At 71.0% G+C, this 20682-nt stretch carries 15 protein-coding genes; 10 read left to right on the top strand and 5 right to left on the bottom strand.

Going from position 1 to position 20682, the window contains the following annotated elements; genetic code table 11:
- Window positions 1–111 precede the first annotated feature (111 nt).
- The 3 genes from IF29_RS0100900 to IF29_RS0100890 are packed head-to-tail and all read left to right on the top strand — an operon-like array spanning window position 112 to window position 2413.
- Window positions 112–945, top strand: coding sequence for a DsbA family protein (locus IF29_RS0100900; RefSeq protein WP_051724739.1), 834 nt, complete (start codon window positions 112–114; stop codon window positions 943–945).
- Window positions 946–995: 50 nt separating this feature from the next.
- The gene (locus IF29_RS0100895; RefSeq protein WP_084713323.1) at window positions 996–1511 is read left to right on the top strand and encodes a MauE/DoxX family redox-associated membrane protein; all 516 of its coding nucleotides are present in this window, start codon (window positions 996–998) and stop codon (window positions 1509–1511) included.
- Window positions 1512–1561: 50 nt separating this feature from the next.
- On the top strand, window positions 1562–2413 hold the full coding sequence (locus tag IF29_RS0100890) for a DsbA family protein (RefSeq protein ID WP_030248283.1): 852 nt from the start codon (window positions 1562–1564) through the stop codon (window positions 2411–2413).
- 31 nt (window positions 2414–2444) lie between these two features.
- Here the strand turns inward: IF29_RS0100890 and IF29_RS0100885 are convergent, their stop codons facing one another.
- Window positions 2445–3092 carry a response regulator gene (locus IF29_RS0100885; RefSeq protein WP_030248282.1) on the bottom strand — a complete coding sequence of 216 codons (648 nt, stop codon included), beginning with the start codon at window positions 3090–3092 and terminating at the stop codon, window positions 2445–2447.
- The gene (locus IF29_RS0100880; RefSeq protein WP_232241966.1) at window positions 3089–4306 is read right to left on the bottom strand and encodes a sensor histidine kinase; all 1218 of its coding nucleotides are present in this window, start codon (window positions 4304–4306) and stop codon (window positions 3089–3091) included. The genes IF29_RS0100885 and IF29_RS0100880 overlap by 4 nt, the downstream gene beginning before the upstream one ends.
- Window positions 4307–4366: 60 nt before the next feature.
- Here IF29_RS0100880 and IF29_RS0100875 point away from each other — a divergent pair, with 60 nt between their 5' ends.
- The 6 genes from IF29_RS0100875 to IF29_RS0100850 all read left to right on the top strand — a co-directional run bounded on the left by IF29_RS0100875 (window position 4367) and on the right by IF29_RS0100850 (window position 14171).
- Window positions 4367–5527: an ABC transporter permease gene (locus tag IF29_RS0100875; protein WP_232241965.1), complete on the top strand. Its 1161-nt coding sequence runs from the start codon at window positions 4367–4369 to the stop codon at window positions 5525–5527.
- Window positions 5524–6195: an ABC transporter ATP-binding protein gene (locus tag IF29_RS0100870; protein WP_030248277.1), complete on the top strand. Its 672-nt coding sequence runs from the start codon at window positions 5524–5526 to the stop codon at window positions 6193–6195. Before IF29_RS0100875 ends, IF29_RS0100870 begins: the two co-directional genes overlap by 4 nt.
- A gap of 46 nt (window positions 6196–6241) precedes the next feature.
- Entirely contained in the window at window positions 6242–6892 is a 651-nt protein-coding gene (locus IF29_RS0100865) for a nucleotidyltransferase domain-containing protein (RefSeq protein ID WP_030248275.1), read from the top strand.
- Between the two features lie 166 nt (window positions 6893–7058).
- Window positions 7059–7766, top strand: coding sequence for a VIT1/CCC1 transporter family protein (locus tag IF29_RS0100860; protein WP_030248273.1), 708 nt, complete (start codon window positions 7059–7061; stop codon window positions 7764–7766).
- Between the two features lie 338 nt (window positions 7767–8104).
- On the top strand, window positions 8105–12715 hold the full coding sequence (gene gltB / locus IF29_RS0100855) for a glutamate synthase large subunit (RefSeq protein ID WP_084713319.1): 4611 nt from the start codon (window positions 8105–8107) through the stop codon (window positions 12713–12715).
- Window positions 12708–14171 carry a glutamate synthase subunit beta gene (locus tag IF29_RS0100850; protein WP_030248269.1) on the top strand — a complete coding sequence of 488 codons (1464 nt, stop codon included), beginning with the start codon at window positions 12708–12710 and terminating at the stop codon, window positions 14169–14171. Before gltB ends, IF29_RS0100850 begins: the two co-directional genes overlap by 8 nt.
- Before the next feature lie 246 nt (window positions 14172–14417).
- Here IF29_RS0100850 and IF29_RS0100845 read toward each other — a convergent pair whose 3' ends face one another.
- The 3 genes from IF29_RS0100845 to IF29_RS0100835 all read right to left on the bottom strand — a co-directional run bounded on the left by IF29_RS0100845 (window position 14418) and on the right by IF29_RS0100835 (window position 18843).
- Window positions 14418–16280, bottom strand: coding sequence for a phospholipase C (locus IF29_RS0100845; protein ID WP_030248268.1), 1863 nt, complete (start codon window positions 16278–16280; stop codon window positions 14418–14420).
- A gap of 179 nt (window positions 16281–16459) precedes the next feature.
- Window positions 16460–17707: an iron uptake transporter deferrochelatase/peroxidase subunit gene (gene efeB, locus IF29_RS0100840; RefSeq protein ID WP_084713317.1), complete on the bottom strand. Its 1248-nt coding sequence runs from the start codon at window positions 17705–17707 to the stop codon at window positions 16460–16462.
- Window positions 17704–18843, bottom strand: a complete 1140-nt coding sequence (locus IF29_RS0100835; protein ID WP_232241963.1) for an EfeM/EfeO family lipoprotein — start codon at window positions 18841–18843, stop codon at window positions 17704–17706. The genes efeB and IF29_RS0100835 overlap by 4 nt, the downstream gene beginning before the upstream one ends.
- Before the next feature lie 303 nt (window positions 18844–19146).
- Between IF29_RS0100835 and pyk the strand changes: the two genes are divergently transcribed.
- Window positions 19147–20592: a pyruvate kinase gene (gene pyk, locus IF29_RS0100830; RefSeq protein WP_030248262.1), complete on the top strand. Its 1446-nt coding sequence runs from the start codon at window positions 19147–19149 to the stop codon at window positions 20590–20592.
- Window positions 20593–20682: the final 90 nt, after the last annotated feature.

Raw genomic sequence — 20682 nt, 5'->3', positions numbered from 1 at the left:
GCCGCGTGGCGCGTATCCCCGTGAGTGCCCTCCTCGTTGATGATCCGGCAGGTGGCTCCTTTTGGCGCCGCCCGTGCGCGCCCGCACGACCGCGATCAGAGGAGGTCCACCGTGGCTGTCTCCACCCGTGCCCGGGTGACCCGTGCGGCCGTCGCCGCCGTGGCGCTGGCCGTCGCCGTGGGCGCCGAGGCCAGCGTGGGCAGGGCGTTGTCCGAGGGCGGCCGGCAGCGGTTGGTCGCGGAGCAGACGACCGGCTACGACCGGACCGACCCCCTGGTCGCCAGCCGCAGCGTCCAGCGCCCCGTCCTGATCGCCGACGTCCCGCAGCGCAAGGTCCTCAACGGCCTGCCGGCGCGGCTCGCCCCGGACGGCGCCGGCGTCGACGTCGGTTATGCCGACGCCCCCGTGGTGCTCACCCTCTTCGAGGACTTCCGCTGCTCCTCCACCCGTGACTTCGAACGCCGGCAGGGCGCCGAACTGGCCGCCCTGGCCGCCCGGCACCAGGTGCTGGTCCGCTACGTCATGGAGTCCTCGCTGGACCAGCGGCTGCCCGGTCCCGGCGCCGTGCTCGCCACCAACGCGGCCAGGGCCGCCCTGTCCCGGGGTGCCTTCCCGCTGTTCCACGCGCTGCTGTTCGCCAACCAGCCGGACGAGTGGGTGAACGGCTTCACCGTGCCCCGGCTGCTGGCCATCGCCGGCACGGTGCCGCATCTGCGCGGCCCGGCCTTCGACACCGAGGTCCGCACGGTCTGGTACCGGAGCTGGGTCGACGCGGCGCAGACCGCGTACAACGACGCGCACGTCCGATTCGGGACGCCCTCGATGCTGGTGGACGGCAACGAGGTGGACCTCGGCGCGCAGCACGAGCTGCTGAGCGACCCCAAGGCGCTGGGCGCCTTCGTCGCGCAGGCGGCCGCGCGGAAGGCGACTGCGGAGCAGTACTGACCGTCCTGAGCAGTACTGAACAGTCATGAATCGCAGGGAGGCGATGCCGGATGGCCACGGATCAGATGGCCCGGGCGGGTGGGAAGCAGATGGAGCGCAGGCGCCGCGGCGCGATCGTCACGGGGATCGGCACCGCCGCGCGGCTCGGGCTCGCGGTGGTGTGGGCCTGGGCCGGGCTGGCCAAGATCTCCGATCCCGAGGCCGCGGCGCAGGCCGTGCGCGCCTACCGGCTGCTGCCGGAGGCCCTGGTGAAACCGTTCGGCTACGGGCTGCCCTTCCTGGAACTGGCGCTGGCCCTGCTGCTGCTGGTCGGTCTGGGCACCCGGGTCGCGGCCGCCCTCTCCGGACTGCTGCTGCTGGTCTACATCGGGTCCATCGCCTCGGTCTGGGCCCGCGGGATCTCCATCGACTGCGGCTGCTTCGGCGGCGGCGGCGCGGTGAGCGCCTCGCACACCGCCTACCTGCAGGAGATCTTCCGCGACATCGGCTTCCTGCTGCTGGCCGGGTGGCTGGTCAGGTGGCCCCGCACCTGGGCCTCGCTGGACGGCCTGCTCGCAACGGACTGACCCACCGCAGTAGTTCAACATGTCCCCGGATATTTGGTGATGACGCAGCAATGAGCCAGAAGAACAGCAGTGAAGCCAAGCGCACCGCGCGCGAACGGATGCAGGAGGAGCGCGCCGCCCAGGAGGCCAAGACCAAGCGGCTGCGCAAGTTCGGCATCATCGGCACGGTGCTCGCCGTGATCGTGGTGGCCGTGGTGATCGGCGTGCTGGTGCAGAACAGCCGCACCAGCTCGTACGACGCCGCCACCCAGGCCCCGGCCGGGACCATCGGCACCAACAAGCTGATCATCCCGGTGGGCTCCTCGGCCGCTCCGTCCACGCTCACGGTCTACGAGGACCTGCGCTGCCCGGCGTGCGGCTCCTACGAGAAGAGCTTCCACACCACGGTCAACCAGCTGATGGCCCAGGGCAAGATCCACGTGAACTACCACGTGGTCTCGTTCATCGACCGCAACGACAACGGCTCAGGGTCGAAGAACGCCGCCAACGCGGTGGCCTGCGCTCAGAACGTCGGCAAGTTCCACGGCTACCACGACGTCCTCTACGCCAACCAGCCGGACGAGACCGACGACGCCTGGGCGGACAAGTCCAAGCTGATCACGCTGGCCAAGCAGGTCCCCGGGCTGGACACGCCCACCTTCGAGTCCTGCGTGAACAACAACAGCTTCGGGGCCTGGGTCACCGCGGTGCAGAAGGACTTCGACAAGTCCGGCTACACCTCCACCCCGACCATCCTGCTCAACGGCACCTCGGCCTACCCCACCTACAACGGGGAGCAGATCAGCACGGCCAACCTGATCAAGTGGGTCGACGCCGCCAACAAGGGCAAGACCCCGGCGACGATCTCGCCGTCGGCCTCGGCCGCGCTGGTCTCCCCGAACGCGTCGCCCAGCGCCGGCTGAGTCCGGACGCCCCGGCCGGGCCGATACGCAGTCAGCGGGACCGTCGCAGCAGGCCGCCCTGGTGGGCGGCGGCGATCGCGGCGGTCCTGCTGTCCACCCCGAGCTTGTCGTAGACATGGACCAGATGGGTCTTCACGGTGGCCTCGCTGATGAACAGCCGCCGGGAGATCTGGCGGTTGGTCAGGCCCTCGGCCAGCAGTTCCAGGATCTCGGTCTCGCGCGGTGAGAGCGTGGGGCGGCCGGCCCGGACCCGGCCCAGCAGCCGGGCCGCCACCGGCGGTGCGAGCACCGTCTCGCCGCGGGCGGCCGCCCTGATCGCGGCGGCCAGGTCCTCCGGCGGGGCGTCCTTGAGCAGATAGCCGGTGGCGCCGGCCTCGACGGCCGCCAGGATGTCGCCGTCGGTGCTGTAGGTGGTCAGGATCAGCACCGCAGGGGGATCGGACAGTGCGGTGATCCTGCGGGTGGCCTCGACACCGTGCATCCCGGCGCCCATCTGAAGGTCCATCAGCACCACGTCGACCCGGTCCGTGCCCGCCGGTGCGGCCTCGGCCAGGAAGCGCAGCGCGGCGGCCCCGTCGGCGGCCTCGCCCACCGGGTCCAGCTCCGGCAACTCCTCCAGCAGGGCGCGCATCCCGCGCCGCACCACCGGGTGGTCGTCCACCAGCAGCACCCGGATCACCGGTCCGCCTCCGTCTGCTGCGGAACGGCCAGCGGCAGCGACGCGGCCACGACGGTGCCCTCTCCCGGGGTGGACTCGATCGCCAGGCGGCCACCGAGGTCGGTGATCCGCTCCCGCATCCCGTGCAGACCGAACCGGGGCCGGTGGTCGTCATCGCCCGTCGCCCGGTCTGCCCCCCGACCTGTCTCCCATTCTGCGGCGAAGCCCCGTCCGTCGTCGTAGACGTCCAGGGTCACCTGGTCGTCCAGATAGCTGAGGGTCACCGCGACCCGGTCGGCGTCGGCGTGCCGCCGCACATTGGCGAGCGCCTCCTGGGTCAGCCGCAGCAGCGCCACCTCGGCCTCGACCGGCAGCGGGCAGGCCTCGCCGTCTTGATGGAACGACACCCGGGGAACCGGGCCGTACCCGGCGGTGACCCGGCGCAGTGCCTCGGGCAGGGTGGTGTCCTGCAGCGACGGGGGAGTGAGCGCGGCGACGAAGCGACGTGCCTCGGCCAGGTTGTCGGCGGCGGTGCCGCCGATCTCCCGGATCCGCTGCCGCGCGGTCCCGGCGCCGTCCGGCAGCGCGTTCTCCGCCGATCGGGACAGCAGCACGATGCTGGACAGGCCCTGGGCCAGGGTGTCGTGGATCTCCCTGGCCAGTCGCTGCCGCTCGGCCAGCCGGCCGGCCTCGCGCTGGCTGGCGGCCAGTTCGTCCCTGGTCCGCACCAGGTCGTCGATCAGCCGCTGCCGGGTCGAGCTCTCCCGGTACAGCACCGAGTAGCCGTAGGCGGTGAGCACCGCCACCACCGCGCCCACGCACGGACCTATCACCTTCGCCGCGGTCAGCCCGCCGTCGGTGCCGGCCTGCGCCGCGACCACGACCCCGGTCAGCGCCGCGACCACCGGCAGCGACCAGCGCGGCGGCAGCAGGTGCAGCCCGATCAGGAACAGCGGGAACACCACGTAGCCGGCCGCCGGGTCGACCGCGGTCAGCCCGGTCCACAGCGCCGCGACCCCGGCGAACCAGATCCTGGAGGCGGCACGCGAGGAGCGCACCCGGGGCAGCCCGCCGCAGGCGTAGGCCGCCCCCAGCGCCACGCCCAGCAGCACGCCGGCCGCTCCGGCGCCGTTCACCAGGCCCGCCACCAGCAGCGCGTAGAACATCGCATGCAGGGCGGCGCCCATCACCCGGACGGCGGGCAGATGGACGGCTGGGGCGTCGGTACTGGTCACAGCGTTCGAGCCTAAGGCCGTCGGCACCGCTGTCCGGCCTGCGCCGGTATCAACCTTTCGATGGATTCGGGACCACTCCTCTCCCTGATGGGCGCGGACGCCGGTGCCGCCAGGGTGGAGGCACGGTCCACTCCTGGAGGATTTCCGGTGTTCATCGCCCTGCGCGAGATCAGCTTCGCCCGCGGGCGCTTCGCCCTGATGGGCGCGGTCGTCATGCTCATCACCACGCTGGTCGCCTTCCTGTACGGGCTCACCGGTGGGCTCGCCGCCGACGCCTCCTCGGCGGTGGCGCGGCTCCCGGTCGGTTCGATCGTCTTCGCGGCAGGTCAGGGCTCCTCGCCCCAGGTCTCCTTCAGCAACAGCAGCGTCGGCCCGGCCCAGCTCGCCGCCTGGCAGTCGGCCCCCGGGGTCGGTTCCGTCGCCGCCCTCGGCATCGCCATGTCCCGGCTGACCAGCGCCGACAGCACGACGTCGGTCAGCGTCCTGGGCGTCCCGGCCGCACTGCTGCCACCGCTGGAGTCCGGCAGCGCGCCCGCCGCCGGGCAGGTCGCCGTCGGCGCCGGGACCGCTCGGGCGGACGGCGTCAGCGTCGGCAGCAGGGTCACCGTCGGCGCGCGGACCCTCACCGTCTCCGGCATCACCGCCGACCGCTCCTACGGCCACGCCCCCAGCGTCTGGACCACCGAACCGACCTGGCAGCAGCTCAGCGGGGCCACCGCCCCCAGCGCGCTGGCCGTCGACCCCGGGACCGCCGACACCACCGCCCTGGACCGGCTGCAGAACACCAGGACCGTCGGCCGCGCCGCCGCCCTGGCCGGTATCGACGGGTTCTCCGCCGAACAAGGCAGCCTGCGGATGATCCAGGGCTTCCTCTTCGCCGTGAGCGCCCTGGTGGTGGGCGCCTTCTTCACTGTCTGGACCGTACAACGCGGCACTGACATCGCCGTCCTCAAGGCCGTCGGCGCCTCCAGCGGCTACCTGGTGCGGGACGCCCTGGCCCAGGCGCTGGTGCTGCTGCTCGGCGGCACCATCACCGGCGCGGCCGTCGGTGTCGCCGGCGGCGCCCTGCTGAGCAGCGGCGGCCTGCCCTTCGTCCTCAGCGGCGCCACCGTCGCCGTCCCGGTGCTGGCCATGGTGGTGCTCGGCCTGGCCGGCGCCGCCCTAGCCGTCCGCCGGATCACCTCCGCCGACCCGCTGACCGCCCTGGGAGCCAACCGATGAACGGCCTCACCCTGCAGGACGTCGTACTCACCTACCCGGACGGCGATCGCCGTCTCACCACCCTGGACCGGGTCAGCCTGCACGCCGCTCCCGGCACCCTGACCGCCGTGGTCGGACCGTCCGGCTCCGGCAAGTCCAGCCTGCTCGCGGTTGCCGCGACGCTGCTGCGCCCCGACTCCGGCCGGGTCCTGGTGGCCGGGCGGGACACCGCCGGGCTGAGCCCCAGGCAGGCCACCGAGCTGCGCCGGGACCGTATCGGCATCGTCTTCCAGCAGCCGAACCTGCTGGCCTCGCTGACCGCCCTGGAACAGCTCCAGGCCATGGCCCATCTGCGCGGCGTCAGCGCCAAGGCCGGTCTGCCCCGCGCCGAGCGGCTGCTGGCCTCGGTCGGCCTCACCGACGGCAGGCAGCACCGCCGCCCGCACCAGCTCTCCGGCGGCGAGCGCCAGCGCGTCAACATCGCCCGTGCGCTGTTCGCCGAGCCCGCGGTGCTGCTGGTGGACGAGCCCACCTCGGCGCTGGACCACGACCGCGGCGCCCGCATCGTCGACCTCCTGGCCGCGGTCACCCGCGACCACGACACCGCCACCGTGATGGTCACCCACGACCGCGGCTTCGCCGCCCGCGCCGACCGGACCCTGGAACTCACCGACGGCAGGCTGTCCTGAACCAAAATCGGTGGCCCGCCCCGGCCCGTACCGGCAAGCTCATCGCATGAATGTGCTGCTGGCCGGCGTCGTCGGCTCGACCGCGTACGGGCTCGCGCACCAGGGCTCCGACATCGACGTGCTCGGCATGTTCGCGGCGCCCACCGCGGACCTGCACGGGCTGCACCGGCCGCAGGAGTCGGTGGTCAGGTACAGCCCCGACAGCACCTTCCACGAGGCCGGGAAGGCCGTACGGCTGATCCTGTCCAGCAATCCGACGGCCAGTGAGATCCTCTGGCTGGAGGAGTACCAGGTGAGCACCCCGCTGGGGGAGGAGCTCGTCGCGCTGCGCGGCTCGCTGCTGTCCGAGCGCGGGGTCCGCAGCGCCTACCTCGGCTACGCCACCCAGCAACTGCGCAAGCTGCTGACCCGCGAACCGGAGCAGGCCGCCCGCGCGGCCAAGCACGCCCGCCACCTGGTCCGGCTGCTGCGCCAGGCGGAGGAACTGCACACCACCGGCCGGCTGACGGTCCGGCTCGCCGACCCGGACGAGGTGCGCCGGTTGGGGGAGTGGATCGCGGAGCGGCCGGAGCGCGCCGAGCCGCTGCTGTCCCGGGCCGAGTCGGTCCTGGACGGTCCCGGAATGCTGCCGCAGGCACCGGACGAGGCCGCCGCCGACGCCTGGCTGCGGCGGGTCCGGCGGGCCTTCTACAGCTGAAGGCAAGGCTAACCTTGCAGGTCAGAGGGGCAGTAAGGCAGTACTTCCTTACTGGAACAAAACTTGGACAGAGTCTAGTTTTACTGATGTGACCAGTACCGCAGCACGTATCGATGCCCCCGTCCCGTCGTCCGCCACCCCCTCCGACGTACCCTCTGCCGAGTCCATAGCCGCGACCGCCGAGGCGTACGCCCACACCCACCGCGACGTCAGCGGCGGGTGGCTGCGTCCGGCCGTGTTCGGGGCGATGGACGGGCTGGTCTCCAACTTCGCGCTGATGGCCGGCGTGGTCGGCGGGGACGTCGGGCACCAGGCGATCGTGCTGACCGGGCTGGCCGGACTGGCGGCCGGTGCCTTCTCGATGGCGGCGGGGGAGTACACCTCGGTGGCCTCGCAGCGCGAGCTGGTCCAGGCCGAGCTGGAGATCGAGCGGCTGGAGCTGCGCCGCAACCCGGGCGAGGAGCTGGCCGAGCTGGCGCAGCTCTACGTGGAGCGCGGCGTGGAGCCGCGGCTGGCCTTCGAGGTCGCCCAGCAGCTGACCGCCGACCCGGAGCGGGCCCTGGAGGTGCACGCCCGCGAGGAGCTGGGCATCGACCCGGAGGACCTGCCGTCGCCGCTGCTCGCCGCGGTCTCCTCGTTCGCCGCCTTCTCGATCGGCGCGCTGCTGCCGCTGCTGCCCTACCTGCTCGGCGCGACCAGCCTGCTGCCCGCGCTGGGGCTGGCCGTGGTCGGCCTGTTCGGCTGCGGCGCCGTGGTGAGCAAGGTGACCGCGCGCAGCTGGTGGTTCAGCGGTCTGCGGCAGCTCGCGCTGGGCACCGCGGCGGCCGGGATCACCTTCGCGCTGGGCCACCTGATCGGTGCGCACATCGGCTGACCTGCGGGGGTTCGTCCGGGGCCGGGACAGGTCCGGGTGGTGTTACTCACACCATGCGGACATATGAACCCCCTGTTTCGCACGCCTGTCGTTCGGGCACACTTGCGAGGACGTCCGAGCTCTCCCTACCCCACGAGAACCGGGCGGTTCCTGATCCGCCGCGCGTGGCCGCACCTCGGGCCTGACCTGCTGCGTTGTCCACATGATGGACTCCAGAATCCACTTTGTGGAATCCACGGCATCATGTAACCTGCACGAAATCGCAGAGGGCCAGCGTCGTCCCGGATGCGCATGTGAATTGTGACCATGCCGAACACGACGACACGACGGGAGAGCCGATGCTGTCTGCGTCCCCGCAGTCTTCCCCCAAGCCCTACTGGGCTCTGGCGGACGCGCGCCCCGCTCAGCAGGGCCTGTACGACCCCAGCAATGAGCATGACGCCTGCGGCGTCGGCTTTGTGGCGACGCTCACCGGCAAGGCCGAGCACCGCATCGTCGAGCAGGCACTCACCGTTCTCCGCAACCTCGAACACCGCGGCGCCACCGGTGCCGAGCCCGACTCCGGCGACGGCGCGGGCATCCTCACCCAGGTCCCGGACGCCTTCCTGCGCGGCAAGGTCGACTTCACCCTCCCCGCGGCCGGCTCCTACGCCGTCGGCATCGCCTTCCTGCCCGACGCGGACGAGGCCGACGCCGCAGCCGTGGCGGCCATCGAGGCCGTCGCCGCCGAGGAGGGCCTGACCGTCCTCGGCTGGCGCGACGTCCCGGTCACCCCCGACCTGCTCGGCGTCACCGCCCGCTCGGTCATGCCGCGCTTCCGCCAGCTCTTCGTCGCCGACGCCGACACCGACGCGGGGGCCGGCCGCTCCGGCCTGGAGCTGGACCGCGTCGCGTTCGTGCTGCGCAAGCGCGCCGAGCGCGAGGCCGGTGTCTACTTCCCCTCGCTGTCCGCGCGCACCCTGGTCTACAAGGGCATGCTCACCACCGGCCAGCTGGAGCCGTTCTTCCCCGACCTGTCGGACCGCAGCTTCGCCTCCGCCATCGGCCTGGTGCACTCCCGCTTCTCCACCAACACCTTCCCGAGCTGGCCGCTGGCCCACCCGTACCGGTTCATCGCCCACAACGGCGAGATCAACACGGTCAAGGGCAACCGCAACTGGATGACCGCCCGCGAGTCCCAGCTCGCCACCGACCTCATCCCGGACAACCGCAACGGCCAGGGCCTGGACCGGATCTTCCCGGTCTGCACCCCGGACCACTCCGACACCGCGTCCTTCGACGAGGTCCTGGAACTGCTGCACCTCGGCGGCCGCACGCTGCCGCACGCCGTGCTGATGATGATCCCGGAGGCGTGGGAGAACCACGCCACCATGGACCCCGACCGCCGCGCCTTCTACCAGTTCCACTCCAACCTGATGGAGCCCTGGGACGGCCCGGCCTGCGTCACCTTCTCCGACGGCACCCAGATCGGCGCGGTCCTGGACCGCAACGGCCTGCGCCCGGCCCGCTACTGGATCACCGAGGACGGCCTGGTCGTGCTCGCCTCCGAGGTCGGCGTGCTGGACATCCCGCAGGACCAGGTGGTCCGCAAGGGCCGGCTGCAGCCCGGCCGGATGTTCCTGGTCGACACGGCCGCCGGCCGGATCGTCGAGGACGAGGAGATCAAGGCCGAGCTCGCCGCCGAGAACCCCTACCAGGAGTGGCTGCACGCCGGCTCGATCACCCTGGACGCGCTGCCCGAGCGCGAGCACATCGCGCACACCCACGCCTCGGTGACCCGCCGTCAGCAGACCTTCGGCTACACCGAGGAGGAGCTGCGGGTCATCCTCGCGCCGATGGCCAAGACCGGCGGCGAACCGCTCGGCTCGATGGGCACCGACTCGCCCATCGCCGCGCTCTCCGAGAAGCCCCGGCTGCTGTTCGACTACTTCACCCAGCTGTTCGCGCAGGTCACCAACCCGCCGCTGGACGCCATCCGGGAGGAGCTGGTCACCTCGCTGTCCAGCAACCTCGGCCCCGAGGGCAACCTGCTGGACGCCGAGGCCGCCTCCTGTCGCTCCGTCACCATCCCCTTCCCGGTGATCGACAACGACGAGCTGGCCAAGCTGGTCCACATCAACGCCGACGGCGACCTGCCCGGCCTCAAGGCGGTCACCCTCTCCGGCCTCTACAAGGTCTCCGGCGGCGGCGCAGCCCTGGCCGCGCGGCTCACCGAGATCGCGGCCGAGGCCGACGCCGCCATCGCCGACGGCGCCCGCATCATCGTGCTGTCCGACCGGCACTCCGACGCCGAGCACGCGCCGATCCCCTCGCTGCTGCTCACCGCAGCCGTGCACCACCACCTGATCCGCACCAAGCAGCGCACCCACGTCGGCCTGATCGTCGAGGCCGGCGACGTCCGCGAGGTGCACCACGTGGCGCTGCTCATCGGCTACGGCGCCGGCGCGGTCAACCCCTACCTGGCCATGGAGTCCGTCGAGGACATGGCCTCGTTCGGCAACTTCGTGGACGGCGTCGAGCCCGAGAAGGCCATCCGCAACCTGATCTACGCGCTGGGCAAGGGCGTCCTCAAGGTGATGTCCAAGATGGGCATCTCCACCGTCGCCTCCTACCGCGGCGCGCAGGTCTTCGAGGCCATCGGCCTCTCCCAGGACCTGGTGGACACCTACTTCGCCGGCACCACCACCAAGCTCGGCGGCGTCACCCTGGACCAGATCGCCCAGGAGACCGCCGCCCGGCACGCCCAGGCCTACCCGGTCTCCGGCATCTCCCCGGCCCACCGCCGGCTGGAGATAGGGGGCGAGTACCAGTGGCGCCGCGAGGGCGAGCCGCACCTGTTCGACCCCGAGACGGTGTTCCGGCTCCAGCACTCCACCCGCACCAAGCGCTACGACATCTTCAAGCAGTACACCGGCCGCGTGAACGAGCAGTCCGAGCGCTTGATGACGCTGCGCGGGCTCTTCAAGTTCGCCGAGGGCCGTACCCCGATCCCCATCGACGAGGTCGAGCCGGTCTCCGAGATCGTCAAGCGGTTCTCCACCGGCGCCATGTCCTACGGCTCCATCTCCATGGAGGCCCACGAGACCCTCGCCATCGCTATGAACAGCATCGGCGGCAAGTCCAACACCGGTGAGGGCGGCGAGGACCCCGAGCGCCTCTACGACCCGCAGCGCCGCTCCGCGATCAAGCAGGTCGCCTCCGGCCGCTTCGGCGTCACCAGCGAGTACCTGGTCAACGCCGACGACATCCAGATCAAGATGGCCCAGGGCGCCAAGCCCGGCGAGGGCGGCCAGCTGCCCGGCCACAAGGTCTACCCGTGGGTCGCCCGCACCCGGCACTCCACCCCCGGCGTCGGCCTGATCTCCCCGCCGCCGCACCACGACATCTACTCCATCGAGGACCTCGCCCAGCTGATCCACGACCTCAAGAACGCCAACCCGGCGGCCCGCATCCATGTGAAGCTGGTCTCCGAGGTCGGCGTCGGCACGGTCGCGGCCGGCGTCAGCAAGGCCCACGCGGACGTCGTCCTGGTCTCCGGACACGACGGCGGCACCGGCGCCTCGCCGCTCACCTCGCTCAAGCACGCCGGCGGACCCTGGGAGCTCGGCCTCGCCGAGACCCAGCAGACGCTGCTGCTCAACGGCCTGCGCGACCGCATCGTGGTGCAGACCGACGGCCAGCTCAAGACCGGCCGCGACGTGGTCATCGCCGCGCTGCTCGGCGCCGAGGAGTTCGGCTTCGCCACCGCGCCCCTGGTGGTCTCCGGCTGCATCATGATGCGGGTCTGCCACCTGGACACCTGCCCGGTCGGCGTCGCCACCCAGAACCCGGTGCTGCGCGAACGCTTCAGCGGCAAGCCCGAGTTCGTGGTGAACTTCTTCGAGTTCATCGCCGAGGAGGTGCGCGAGATCCTCGCCGAGCTGGGCTTCCGCACCATCGAGGAGGCCGTCGGCCACGCCGAGCTGATCGACGCCACCAAGGCCGTCGACCACTGGAAGGCCAACGGGCTGGACATCGCCCCGCTGCTGCACGTGCCCGCGCTGCCCGAGGGCACCGCGCTGCACCGCACCACCGAGCAGGACCACGCCCTGGACAAGGCCCTCGACAACCAGCTCATCGAGCTGGCCGAGCAGGCCCTGCTGCACGGCGAGGCGGTCCGCGCCCAGGTCCCGATCCGCAACGTCAACCGCACCGTCGGCACCATGCTCGGCCACGAGGTGACCAAGCGGTACAAGAGCGAGGGCCTGCCCGAGGGCACCATCGACATCACCTTCAACGGCTCCGCCGGACAGTCCTTCGGCGCCTTCGTCCCGCGCGGCATCACGCTGCGTCTTGAGGGCGACGCCAACGACTACGTCGGCAAGGGCCTGTCCGGTGGCGTGCTGGTGGTCCGCCCGGCCCGGGACGCCGCCGCCATCGGCGCCGACGCCCAGGCCCACGTCATCGCCGGCAACACCATCGGCTACGGCGCCACCGCGGGCCGGATCCACCTGCGCGGCAAGGCCGGCGAGCGCTTCGCCGTCCGCAACTCCGGCGCCACCCTGGTCGTCGAGGGCGTGGGCGACCACGGCCTGGAGTACATGACCGGCGGACGGGTCGTCATCCTCGGCGAGACCGGGCGCAACCTCGCAGCCGGCATGTCCGGCGGCATCGCCTACGTCCTGGACATGCGACCCAACAACGTCAACACCGGCATGGTGGGCATCGAGGCCCCCGACGCGGCCGACCGCGAATGGCTGCGCGACACCGTCCAGCAGCACTACGAGGAGACCGGCTCCACCGTGGCCGCCGAACTCCTCGCCGACTGGGGCAGCGGCGTCTCCCGCTTCTCCAAGATCATGCCCCGTGACTACAAGGCCGTGCTCGCCGCCAAGGACGCCGCCGAGCGAGACGGGCTCTCCGAGTCCGCGACCACCGCGAAGATGATGGAGGCTGCCAACCGTGGCTGACCCCAAGGGCTTCCTCACCACGCCCAAGCAACTCGCCGAGCGCCGCCCCGTCGACGTCCGCATCAAGGACTGGAACGAGGTCTACGTCGAACGCAGCCTCCTGCCCATCATCACCAAGCAGGCCGGCCGCTGCATGGACTGCGGCATCCCGTTCTGCCACAACGGCTGTCCGCTGGGGAACCTCATCCCCGAGTGGAACGACCTGGCCTACCGGGACGACTGGAACGGCGCCATCGAGCGCCTGCACGCCACCAACAACTTCCCGGAGTTCACCGGGCGGCTGTGCCCCGCGCCCTGCGAGTCCGCCTGCGTCCTGGGCATCAACCAGGACCCGGTGACCATCAAGAACGTCGAGGTCACCATCATCGACAAGGCCTGGGACAACGGCGGCGTCGCCCCGCAGCCGCCCGAGCGCCTCTCCGGCAAGACCGTCGCCGTCGTCGGCTCCGGCCCCGCCGGACTCGCCGCCGCCCAGCAGCTCACCCGGGCCGGCCACACCGTGGTCGTGTACGAGCGCGCCGACCGCATCGGCGGCCTGCTGCGCTACGGCATCCCCGAGTTCAAGATGGAGAAGCGGCACGTCAACCGGCGCGTCGAGCAGATGCGCGCCGAAGGCACCCGGTTCCGCACCGGCGTCGAGGTCGGCGTCGACGTCACCGGCCGCCAGCTGCGCGAACGCTTCGACGCGGTCGTCGTCGCCGCCGGCGCCACCACCGCCCGCGACCTGCCCGTCCCCGGCCGCGAGCTGGGCGGCATCCACCAGGCGATGGAGTACCTGCCGCTGTCCAACAAGGTGCAGGAGGGCGACTACGTCGACTCCCCGATCAGCGCCAAGGGCAAGCACGTCATCGTCATCGGCGGCGGCGACACCGGCGCGGACTGCCTCGGCACCGCGCTGCGCCAGGGCGCGGCCTCGGTCACCCAGCTGGAGATCATGCCCCGCCCCAGCGACGACCGCCCGGCCAACCAGCCCTGGCCGACCATGCCGATGACCTACAAGGTCACCTCCGCGCACGAGGAGGGCGGTGAGCGCGTCTACGCGGTCAACACCACCCACTTCACCGGCGACGAGGACGGCAACGTCCAGGAACTGCACCTGGTCGAGGTCGAGTTCAAGGCCGGCCGGTTCGAGCCGATCCCCGGCACCGAGCGCTCCATCCCGGCCCAGCTGGTCACCCTCGCCATGGGCTTCACCGGCACCGACGTCCAGAACGGCCTGGTCGAGCAGCTCGGCGTCGACCTGGACGCCCGCGGCAACGTCGCCCGGGACGGGAAGTTCGCCACCAACGTCGACGGCGTCTTCGTCGCCGGCGACGCGGGCCGCGGCCAGTCCCTGATCGTCTGGGCCATCGCCGAGGGCCGCTCGGCCGCCAAGGCGGTCGACAGCTACCTCTCCGGCCGGGCCTCCACCCTGCCGGCCCCGATCCGCCCCACGGACCGTCCCGTCACCGTCTGACGGTCCCAAGGAATTCCGGGGCGGCTCACACCTGAGCCGCCCCGGTGGTCCCGGAAGCCACACCCCCGGGATCTGCTCCACCGCGTCCCCGCCAGCGCCGCCGGATCGCACGCGGAGAACAACAAAGGCACCTGCCTCTCGTCCCCGACCAAGGTTGAGAGGCAGGTGCCGCCGTGTTTTTGTATTTGTCTCTAGGGGCGCGGGGAACCGCGCGAACAGTCACCCCCACCCACGGCTAGGTCCGGATCAGACCTGAGCCGCACTCCGCTTCCGGTTCCGCCGTGAAACCGTGAACCCGGTGCCCACAGCGGCCAGCGCCGCCGCCCCGAGGCCGGCCGACAGCAGCGCCGAGTCGTTCGACCCCGTCGACGTCGTGGAGGCCGTGTCGCTCACCGCGAAGCTGGTCACCGTGTCGCTGTTGTCGTACCGGTGGATCGGCTTCACCGAGGCGACCGAACCGTCGGCGTTCAGCAGCACCTGCTTGTTGTTCGGGTCCCAGAAGTCGAACGCCGAGGTCAGCGAGCCGGCCGAGGCGTCGAAGGACGCGTCGCCGAGGCGGCCCGTCTTCCAGTTGTCCTCGATGAACTTGGTGATCGAGGCCTGGGTGGTGAAGGTGTGGTCGACGCTGTTGGTCTTCGCGTAGGGCGAGATCACCAGCAGCGGCTGACGCGGGCCGGGGCCGCAGCGGTCCGCGTACCCGCCCAGCGGAGCGGTCTTCTTGGCGGTGGCGGCCGCCGTGCACGCCGCCGCGTCCTGCGCGGTGTCCGCGGAGCCGTTGGTCGGGGTGTGGTAGACGTGGTCGTACCAGCCGTCGGAGTCGTCGTAGGCGATCACGACGGCGGTCGAGGACCACTCCGGCGACTTCTGCAGCGTGTTGATCTGCTTGACCAGGAAGTTCTGCTCGTCGGTCGGGTCGGAGTAACCGGCGTGGCCGTCCTGGTACTCGGCGGCCTTGACGAAGCTCACCGCGGGCAGCTTGTCGGCGGTGACGGCCTGGTCGAAGTACGACAGGTCGTAGTTGTGGTTCGCCTGCCCGTTGTGGCCGATCTCGTTCAGGCTGGCCGGCAGGGTGTGGTGCGGGTTGGACGTCGAGGCGTAGTACGCGAACGGGTTGTGGTGCGCGCTGTAGTCCTCGGAGGCCGCGCCACCGATGTTGGTGTGCGTGTTGCCCGCGCACTTGGCGTAGGTGCCGGCCGCGCCCGTGTAGGGGGTGCTCGGGGAGAAGCCGCCCTGGAACCAGCCCCAGGTGACGTTCTTCTTGTTCAGCAGGTCGCCGATGTTGGTGCCGGTCATCTCACCCAGCGCACTGGTGCTGGTGTGGTCCGTGTCCGCGCAGTCGTCGTAGGCCGGGTCCGGGTCACCGGTGATGGTGCCCACGCCCTGGGCGTTCGGCGAGTGCACCGTGTACGAGTCCGGGGTCGAGGTCTGCACCGGGTTGGTGGTACTGCCGGTGCCGCTCACCGAGACCACGCCGTGGGTCTGGCCGGCGATCAGGTTGAGCGCACCCGGGGTCGACGGACCGTAGGTGTTGCTGAACGAGTTGTCGTTCAGGGTGTAGTTCTGCGCGTAGTTCCACAGCGCGGTGACCGTGTTGCCGTCGTAGTAGTCCATGCCCAGACCGGGCGCCGCGTACAGCCCGCCGGAGCAGGTGTCGTGGTCCGTGTTCTGGACGAACAGGTTGGCCAGGCCGCTGTTGTAGGCCAGCTGCTCCGGGCCGTAGTTGTGGTTCTGGTCGCACGTCAGAGCCTGCGCGGAGCTGAGCCGCTGCGGCGCGTACAGGTTCGGGTTGCTCGTCAGCAGACCCGAGTTGGTCAGGTTGTTGACCTTCTTCGGGGTGCTCTTGGCAGCCTTGAACGTCGTCCCGTCGGTGTTCGCCGCCTTCGGGTAGGTACCGAAGTAGTGGTCGAAGGAGACGTTCTCGTCATAGATGACCACGAGGTGCTTGATCGGGGTCGTCGTCGTCACATGGGTGGGGCGCGGGTCCCCGCCGTGTCCATGGCCTCCGTCCCAGGCCCAGGCCGGAGAGGTCCCAGCCGCCGCCACCAGTGCCGCCGCGCCTACGAGGGCCGCCCATCGGGCGCCCCTCCTGCCACCAGTCACTATCGCCATAACGAGTCCCTCCGCAGGACAAGAAGACCGAGTTCGTTTCGCCCCGCATCCTCCGCCGCACGCACGTCGGGATGCGTGCCCGCAGATGACCGGAACGTGAACGCCATATGAGAAGACGATGAGTCAGTGCGCGTAGACCGCACCAGTATCCACAGAAGGCGACACCCGAGTCAGTACTTTCAGCTCATCAGTGCGCTTCCGAAACTGTCCTTCGCATCACGCACGCCCGGCAGCACGAAGAAGTACCCGCCGCCGAACGGCGTGATGTAGTCCACCAGCGGCTCACCCGCCAACTTCTTCTGCACGGCTATGAACTGACGGTCCAGATCCTGCTGGAAGGCGCAGAAGACCAGGCCCATGTCGAGGTTGCCGTTGCTGTCCGTGCCCCGGTCGTAGTTGAACCCGCGGCGCAGCATCCGCAGCGAGTCCGAGCCCGCGGTGCGCGGGTTCGCCAGCCGCATGTGGCTGTCCATCGGGATCACGTCGCCGGTCGGGTCCGCCGAGTAACGGGGGGCGTCCGTCTCCACCTGGCCGTCCAGCGGAGCCCCCGACTGCTTCACCCGGCCGAACATCCGCTCCTGCTCGTTCAGCGACACCCGGTCCCAGAACTCCACCAGCATCCGGATCAACCGGACCGCCAGGTAGGAGCCGCCCTGCGCCCAGGCGGGCTCGCCCTGCGCCGGGGTCACCCAGACCACCTGGTCCATCGTCCGGGCGTCGTTGACATCGGGATTGGCCGTGCCGTCACGGAAACCCAGCAGGTTGCGCGGCGTGCCCGACGGCCGCGGCGGCGACGAGAAGCCGTCGATCCGCCAGCGCACCTGCATCGCCCCCCGGGTGTGCTGGGCCAGGTCGCGCAGGGCGTGCGCCACCGTGTCCGCGTTGTCGGCCCCCAACTGCAGCAGCAGGTCGCCCTGGCAGTACGCCGCGTCCAGGTCGTCGTCCGGGAAGGACTCCATCGGGCGCAGCAGCTTCGGCTTGCGGGCGGACAGCCCGAACCGGCCGTCGAACAGCGAGGAGCCCACCGCCAGGGTCACCGTCAGACCGTCCGCAGGCACCACCGGGCCCAGCACACCGGAGTCCGCCGGCGGTGCGCCGATGCCCAGCGGCTCCGGCACCCCGCCCGCCATCAGGAACCTGACCCGCTCGGTCAGCGTCCTCAGCAGCGCCGACAGCCCTGCCTTGTCCTTCGCCGTCACATCGAACGCGACGAACGCCGCGCAACGCTGCTTGTCCGTCAGCACACCGCTCTGGTGCACCCCGTGGAAGGCGAAGACGCCGTCGGCGCTCCCGCCCTGCGACGAGGCCGAAGCCGAGGGCGACGCCGCAGCCCCCGAGAGCCCCACCGCGGCGGCCCCGGCGGCTCCCGCCGCCACCGCACCGCGCAGCACCGACCGCCGGTCCACCTGTCCCGAACCAACCGTCACGACGTCCTCCGCACATCACACACAGCCGCCACCGGCGCCAACTCCGTCACCAACTCGCCGAACACCGCGTTCAGCTGCTCGCGCTCCGCCGTCGACAGCGTCGACAGGGGCACCCGGCCCAGCGTCGACAGCTCGTTCGACGCCGCCTTCATCGCCGTGTCGATCGCCGGCAGCGAGGGCATCCTGGTCACCAGCAGCGGCCGCAGCAGCGACAGCGACTCCGCCGTTCCCTGCAGGTTGGCCTGCGCCGTCGCCAGGTTCGAGCCGCTCCCGTAGTCCGTCCGCGCCGTCAGCTCGAACTGGATCGTGTTCTCGACGATCTCGTGCGCCCGCAGCCCCAGGTCCAACGGATCCATCTGCGCCTTCGCCCAGTCGGTCCTGAGCTGCTGCACGTCCTTGGTCAGCTGGGCCGCGACCGGGCGCAGCGACGCCGCCGACTGGCCGTGCCACAGTCCGTACTCGAGCCGGTGGAACCCGGTGAAGCCGGGGTCGGTCAGACCGCCCGGCAGGCCCTTGGTGGTGCCGTTGATACTGCCGTCCAGATCGCCGAAGGTCCCGTACGCGGCGCCCAGGCGCTCGTAGTCCAGGTGCGCCGGCAACCAGGCCTTCTCGGCGGCGGCGACATCGCCGCTGTCCACCGCGGCCTGCAGCGCCTGCACCGCCGTGATCAGCGCCGGGAGCTGGGCGGCCACCCACTTCTGGTAGGCCAGCGTCGGCGGCACCAGGTCCTGCTGGGTCACCGGCACCACGCCCGGGGTATCGGTCCCGCCCGTGCCCGGGACCACCACGGTGGGCCCGGTGATGGTGTCGACGTCCTGCGGCAGGCAGGAGAAGGCGTACTTCCCGGCCGCCAGCCGCACCACCATCGACCGGGTGGTGCCGGGGCCGAGCTCCTCGACCTCGCCCAGCACCGCGCCGGTGGCGGGATTCTTGAGGTAGGCCTCCTCGGACTGCGGGCCGGTGTTGCTCACCTCAAAGACCTGCAGGCCCGCCTGCGGCTTCGTCCAGCCGACCCCACAGCCGCCAGGCGACACCTGCACCGTGGTGTGCGGCAGGCCGGGGTAGTCGTCGGCCACGGCGGCCGTCCTGGCCGGGGCGGATCCGCCGCACCCGCTGACGACCGCGAGAGCGGCCACCGTCCCGGCTATCAGCCAGGGCCTGATCGACCCCAGCGGCCCTGTCGGCCCCGTCGGCCTCCGCACCACGCACCCCACAACCTGACAACCGCGCTCCGACCTGCATTCTCGACGCAGATGCTAGACATGTCGGACAGCCGACCGATAGCCCGGACGGAATCGGTCCCCAGAGTTCCGCGGGCGTTCACCTCTCGTATGCGTTCGGGAACGCTGCGGATTGTTCAAGGAACCGTCATCCGCACGACATCTGACGCTCCATGAGGGCTTCTTCACTACTCACCGGTAAGACCTACGCTCGGTGTTATGCGCCGAGCAAAAATCGTCTGTACTCTAGGGCCCGCCACCGACTCGTACGACCAGATCAAGACCCTGGTCGACGCCGGTATGGACGTGGCCCGCTTCAACCTCAGCCACGGCTCCTACGCCGAGCACGAGGAACGCTACCGCCGGGTCCGCAAGGCCGCCGACGAGACCGGCCGCAGCGTCGGCATCCTCGTCGACCTCCAGGGCCCCAAGATCAGGTTGGAAACATTCGCGGAGGGTCCGGTCCTCCTGGAACGCGGTGACGAGTTCACCATCACCACCGAGGACCACCCCGGGGACCGCAACGGCTGCGGCACCACCTACAAGGGCCTCAACGCCGATGTGACCCCGGGCGAACGCATCCTGATCGACGACGGCCGCGTCGCCCTCGACGTCGTCGCGGTGGACGGACCCCGGGTCCGCTGCACCGTGGTCGAGGGCGGCATGGTCTCCGACCACAAGGGCCTCAACCTTCCCGGTGTGGCCGTCAGTGTCCCCGCGCTCAGCGACAAGGACGTCGCCGACCTGCGCTGGGGACTCCGCATCGGAGCCGACATCGTCGCGCTCTCCTTCGTCCGCAGCGCCGCCGACATCGCCGACGTGCACGCGATCATGCGTGAGGAGGGACGTTTCGTCCCGGTCATCGCCAAGGTCGAGAAGCCCCAGGCGGTCGACAACCTCGAAGGCATCGTCAACGCCTTCGACGGCGTCATGGTCGCCCGCGGAGACCTCGGCGTCGAGATGCCGCTGGAGCAGGTCCCGCTGGTCCAGAAGCGGGCCATCAAGCTCTGCCGCCGCAACGCCAAGCCCGTCATCGTCGCCACGCAGATGCTCGACTCCATGATCAACGCCTCGCGCCCCACCCGCGCCGAGGCCTCCGACGTCGCCAACGCCGTCCTCGACGGCGCCGACGCGGTGATGCTCTCCGGCGAGACCAGCGTCGGCAAGTACCCCACTGAGACCGTCCGCACCATGGCCCGCATCGTCTGCGCCGCCGAGGAGGACATCATCGAGGCCGGGCTGCCGCCGCTCACCGAGAACAACAAGCCCCGCACCCAGGGCGGGGCCGTCGCCCGCGCGGCCGCCGAGATCGGCGACTTCCTGGGCGCCAGGTACCTGGTCGCCTTCACCCAGTCCGGGGACACCGCCCGGCGGCTGTCGCGCTACCGCTCGCCGATCCCGGTGCTGGCCTTCACCTACGAGCCGGCGGTGCGCAGCCAGCTGTCGCTGAGCTGGGGCGTGGAGACCTTCATGGGCCCGCTGGTGGAGACCACCGACGAGATGGTCGCCCAGGTCGACAACGCCCTGCTGGCCATCGGCCGCTGCGAGCGGGGCGACATCGTGGTCATCACGGCCGGCTCCCCGCCCGGCCTGGCCGGCTCCACCAACCTGGTCCGGGTCCACCACGTGGGCGAGGACGACAGCCCGCGGGACGTGACCGTCTGAGCCTTCGGGCAGAGCCGCAGGACGCGAACGTGACCGGGCCCGGTCGGTGAGTAACCCTCACTGACCGGGCCCGGCCTGTTGGTTGACTGT

This window comes from Streptacidiphilus jeojiense, from assembly GCF_000719095.1.
Lineage (GTDB): Bacteria > Actinomycetota > Actinomycetes > Streptomycetales > Streptomycetaceae > Streptacidiphilus > Streptacidiphilus jeojiensis.
This window is presented reverse-complemented; position numbering and strand designations above follow the sequence as displayed.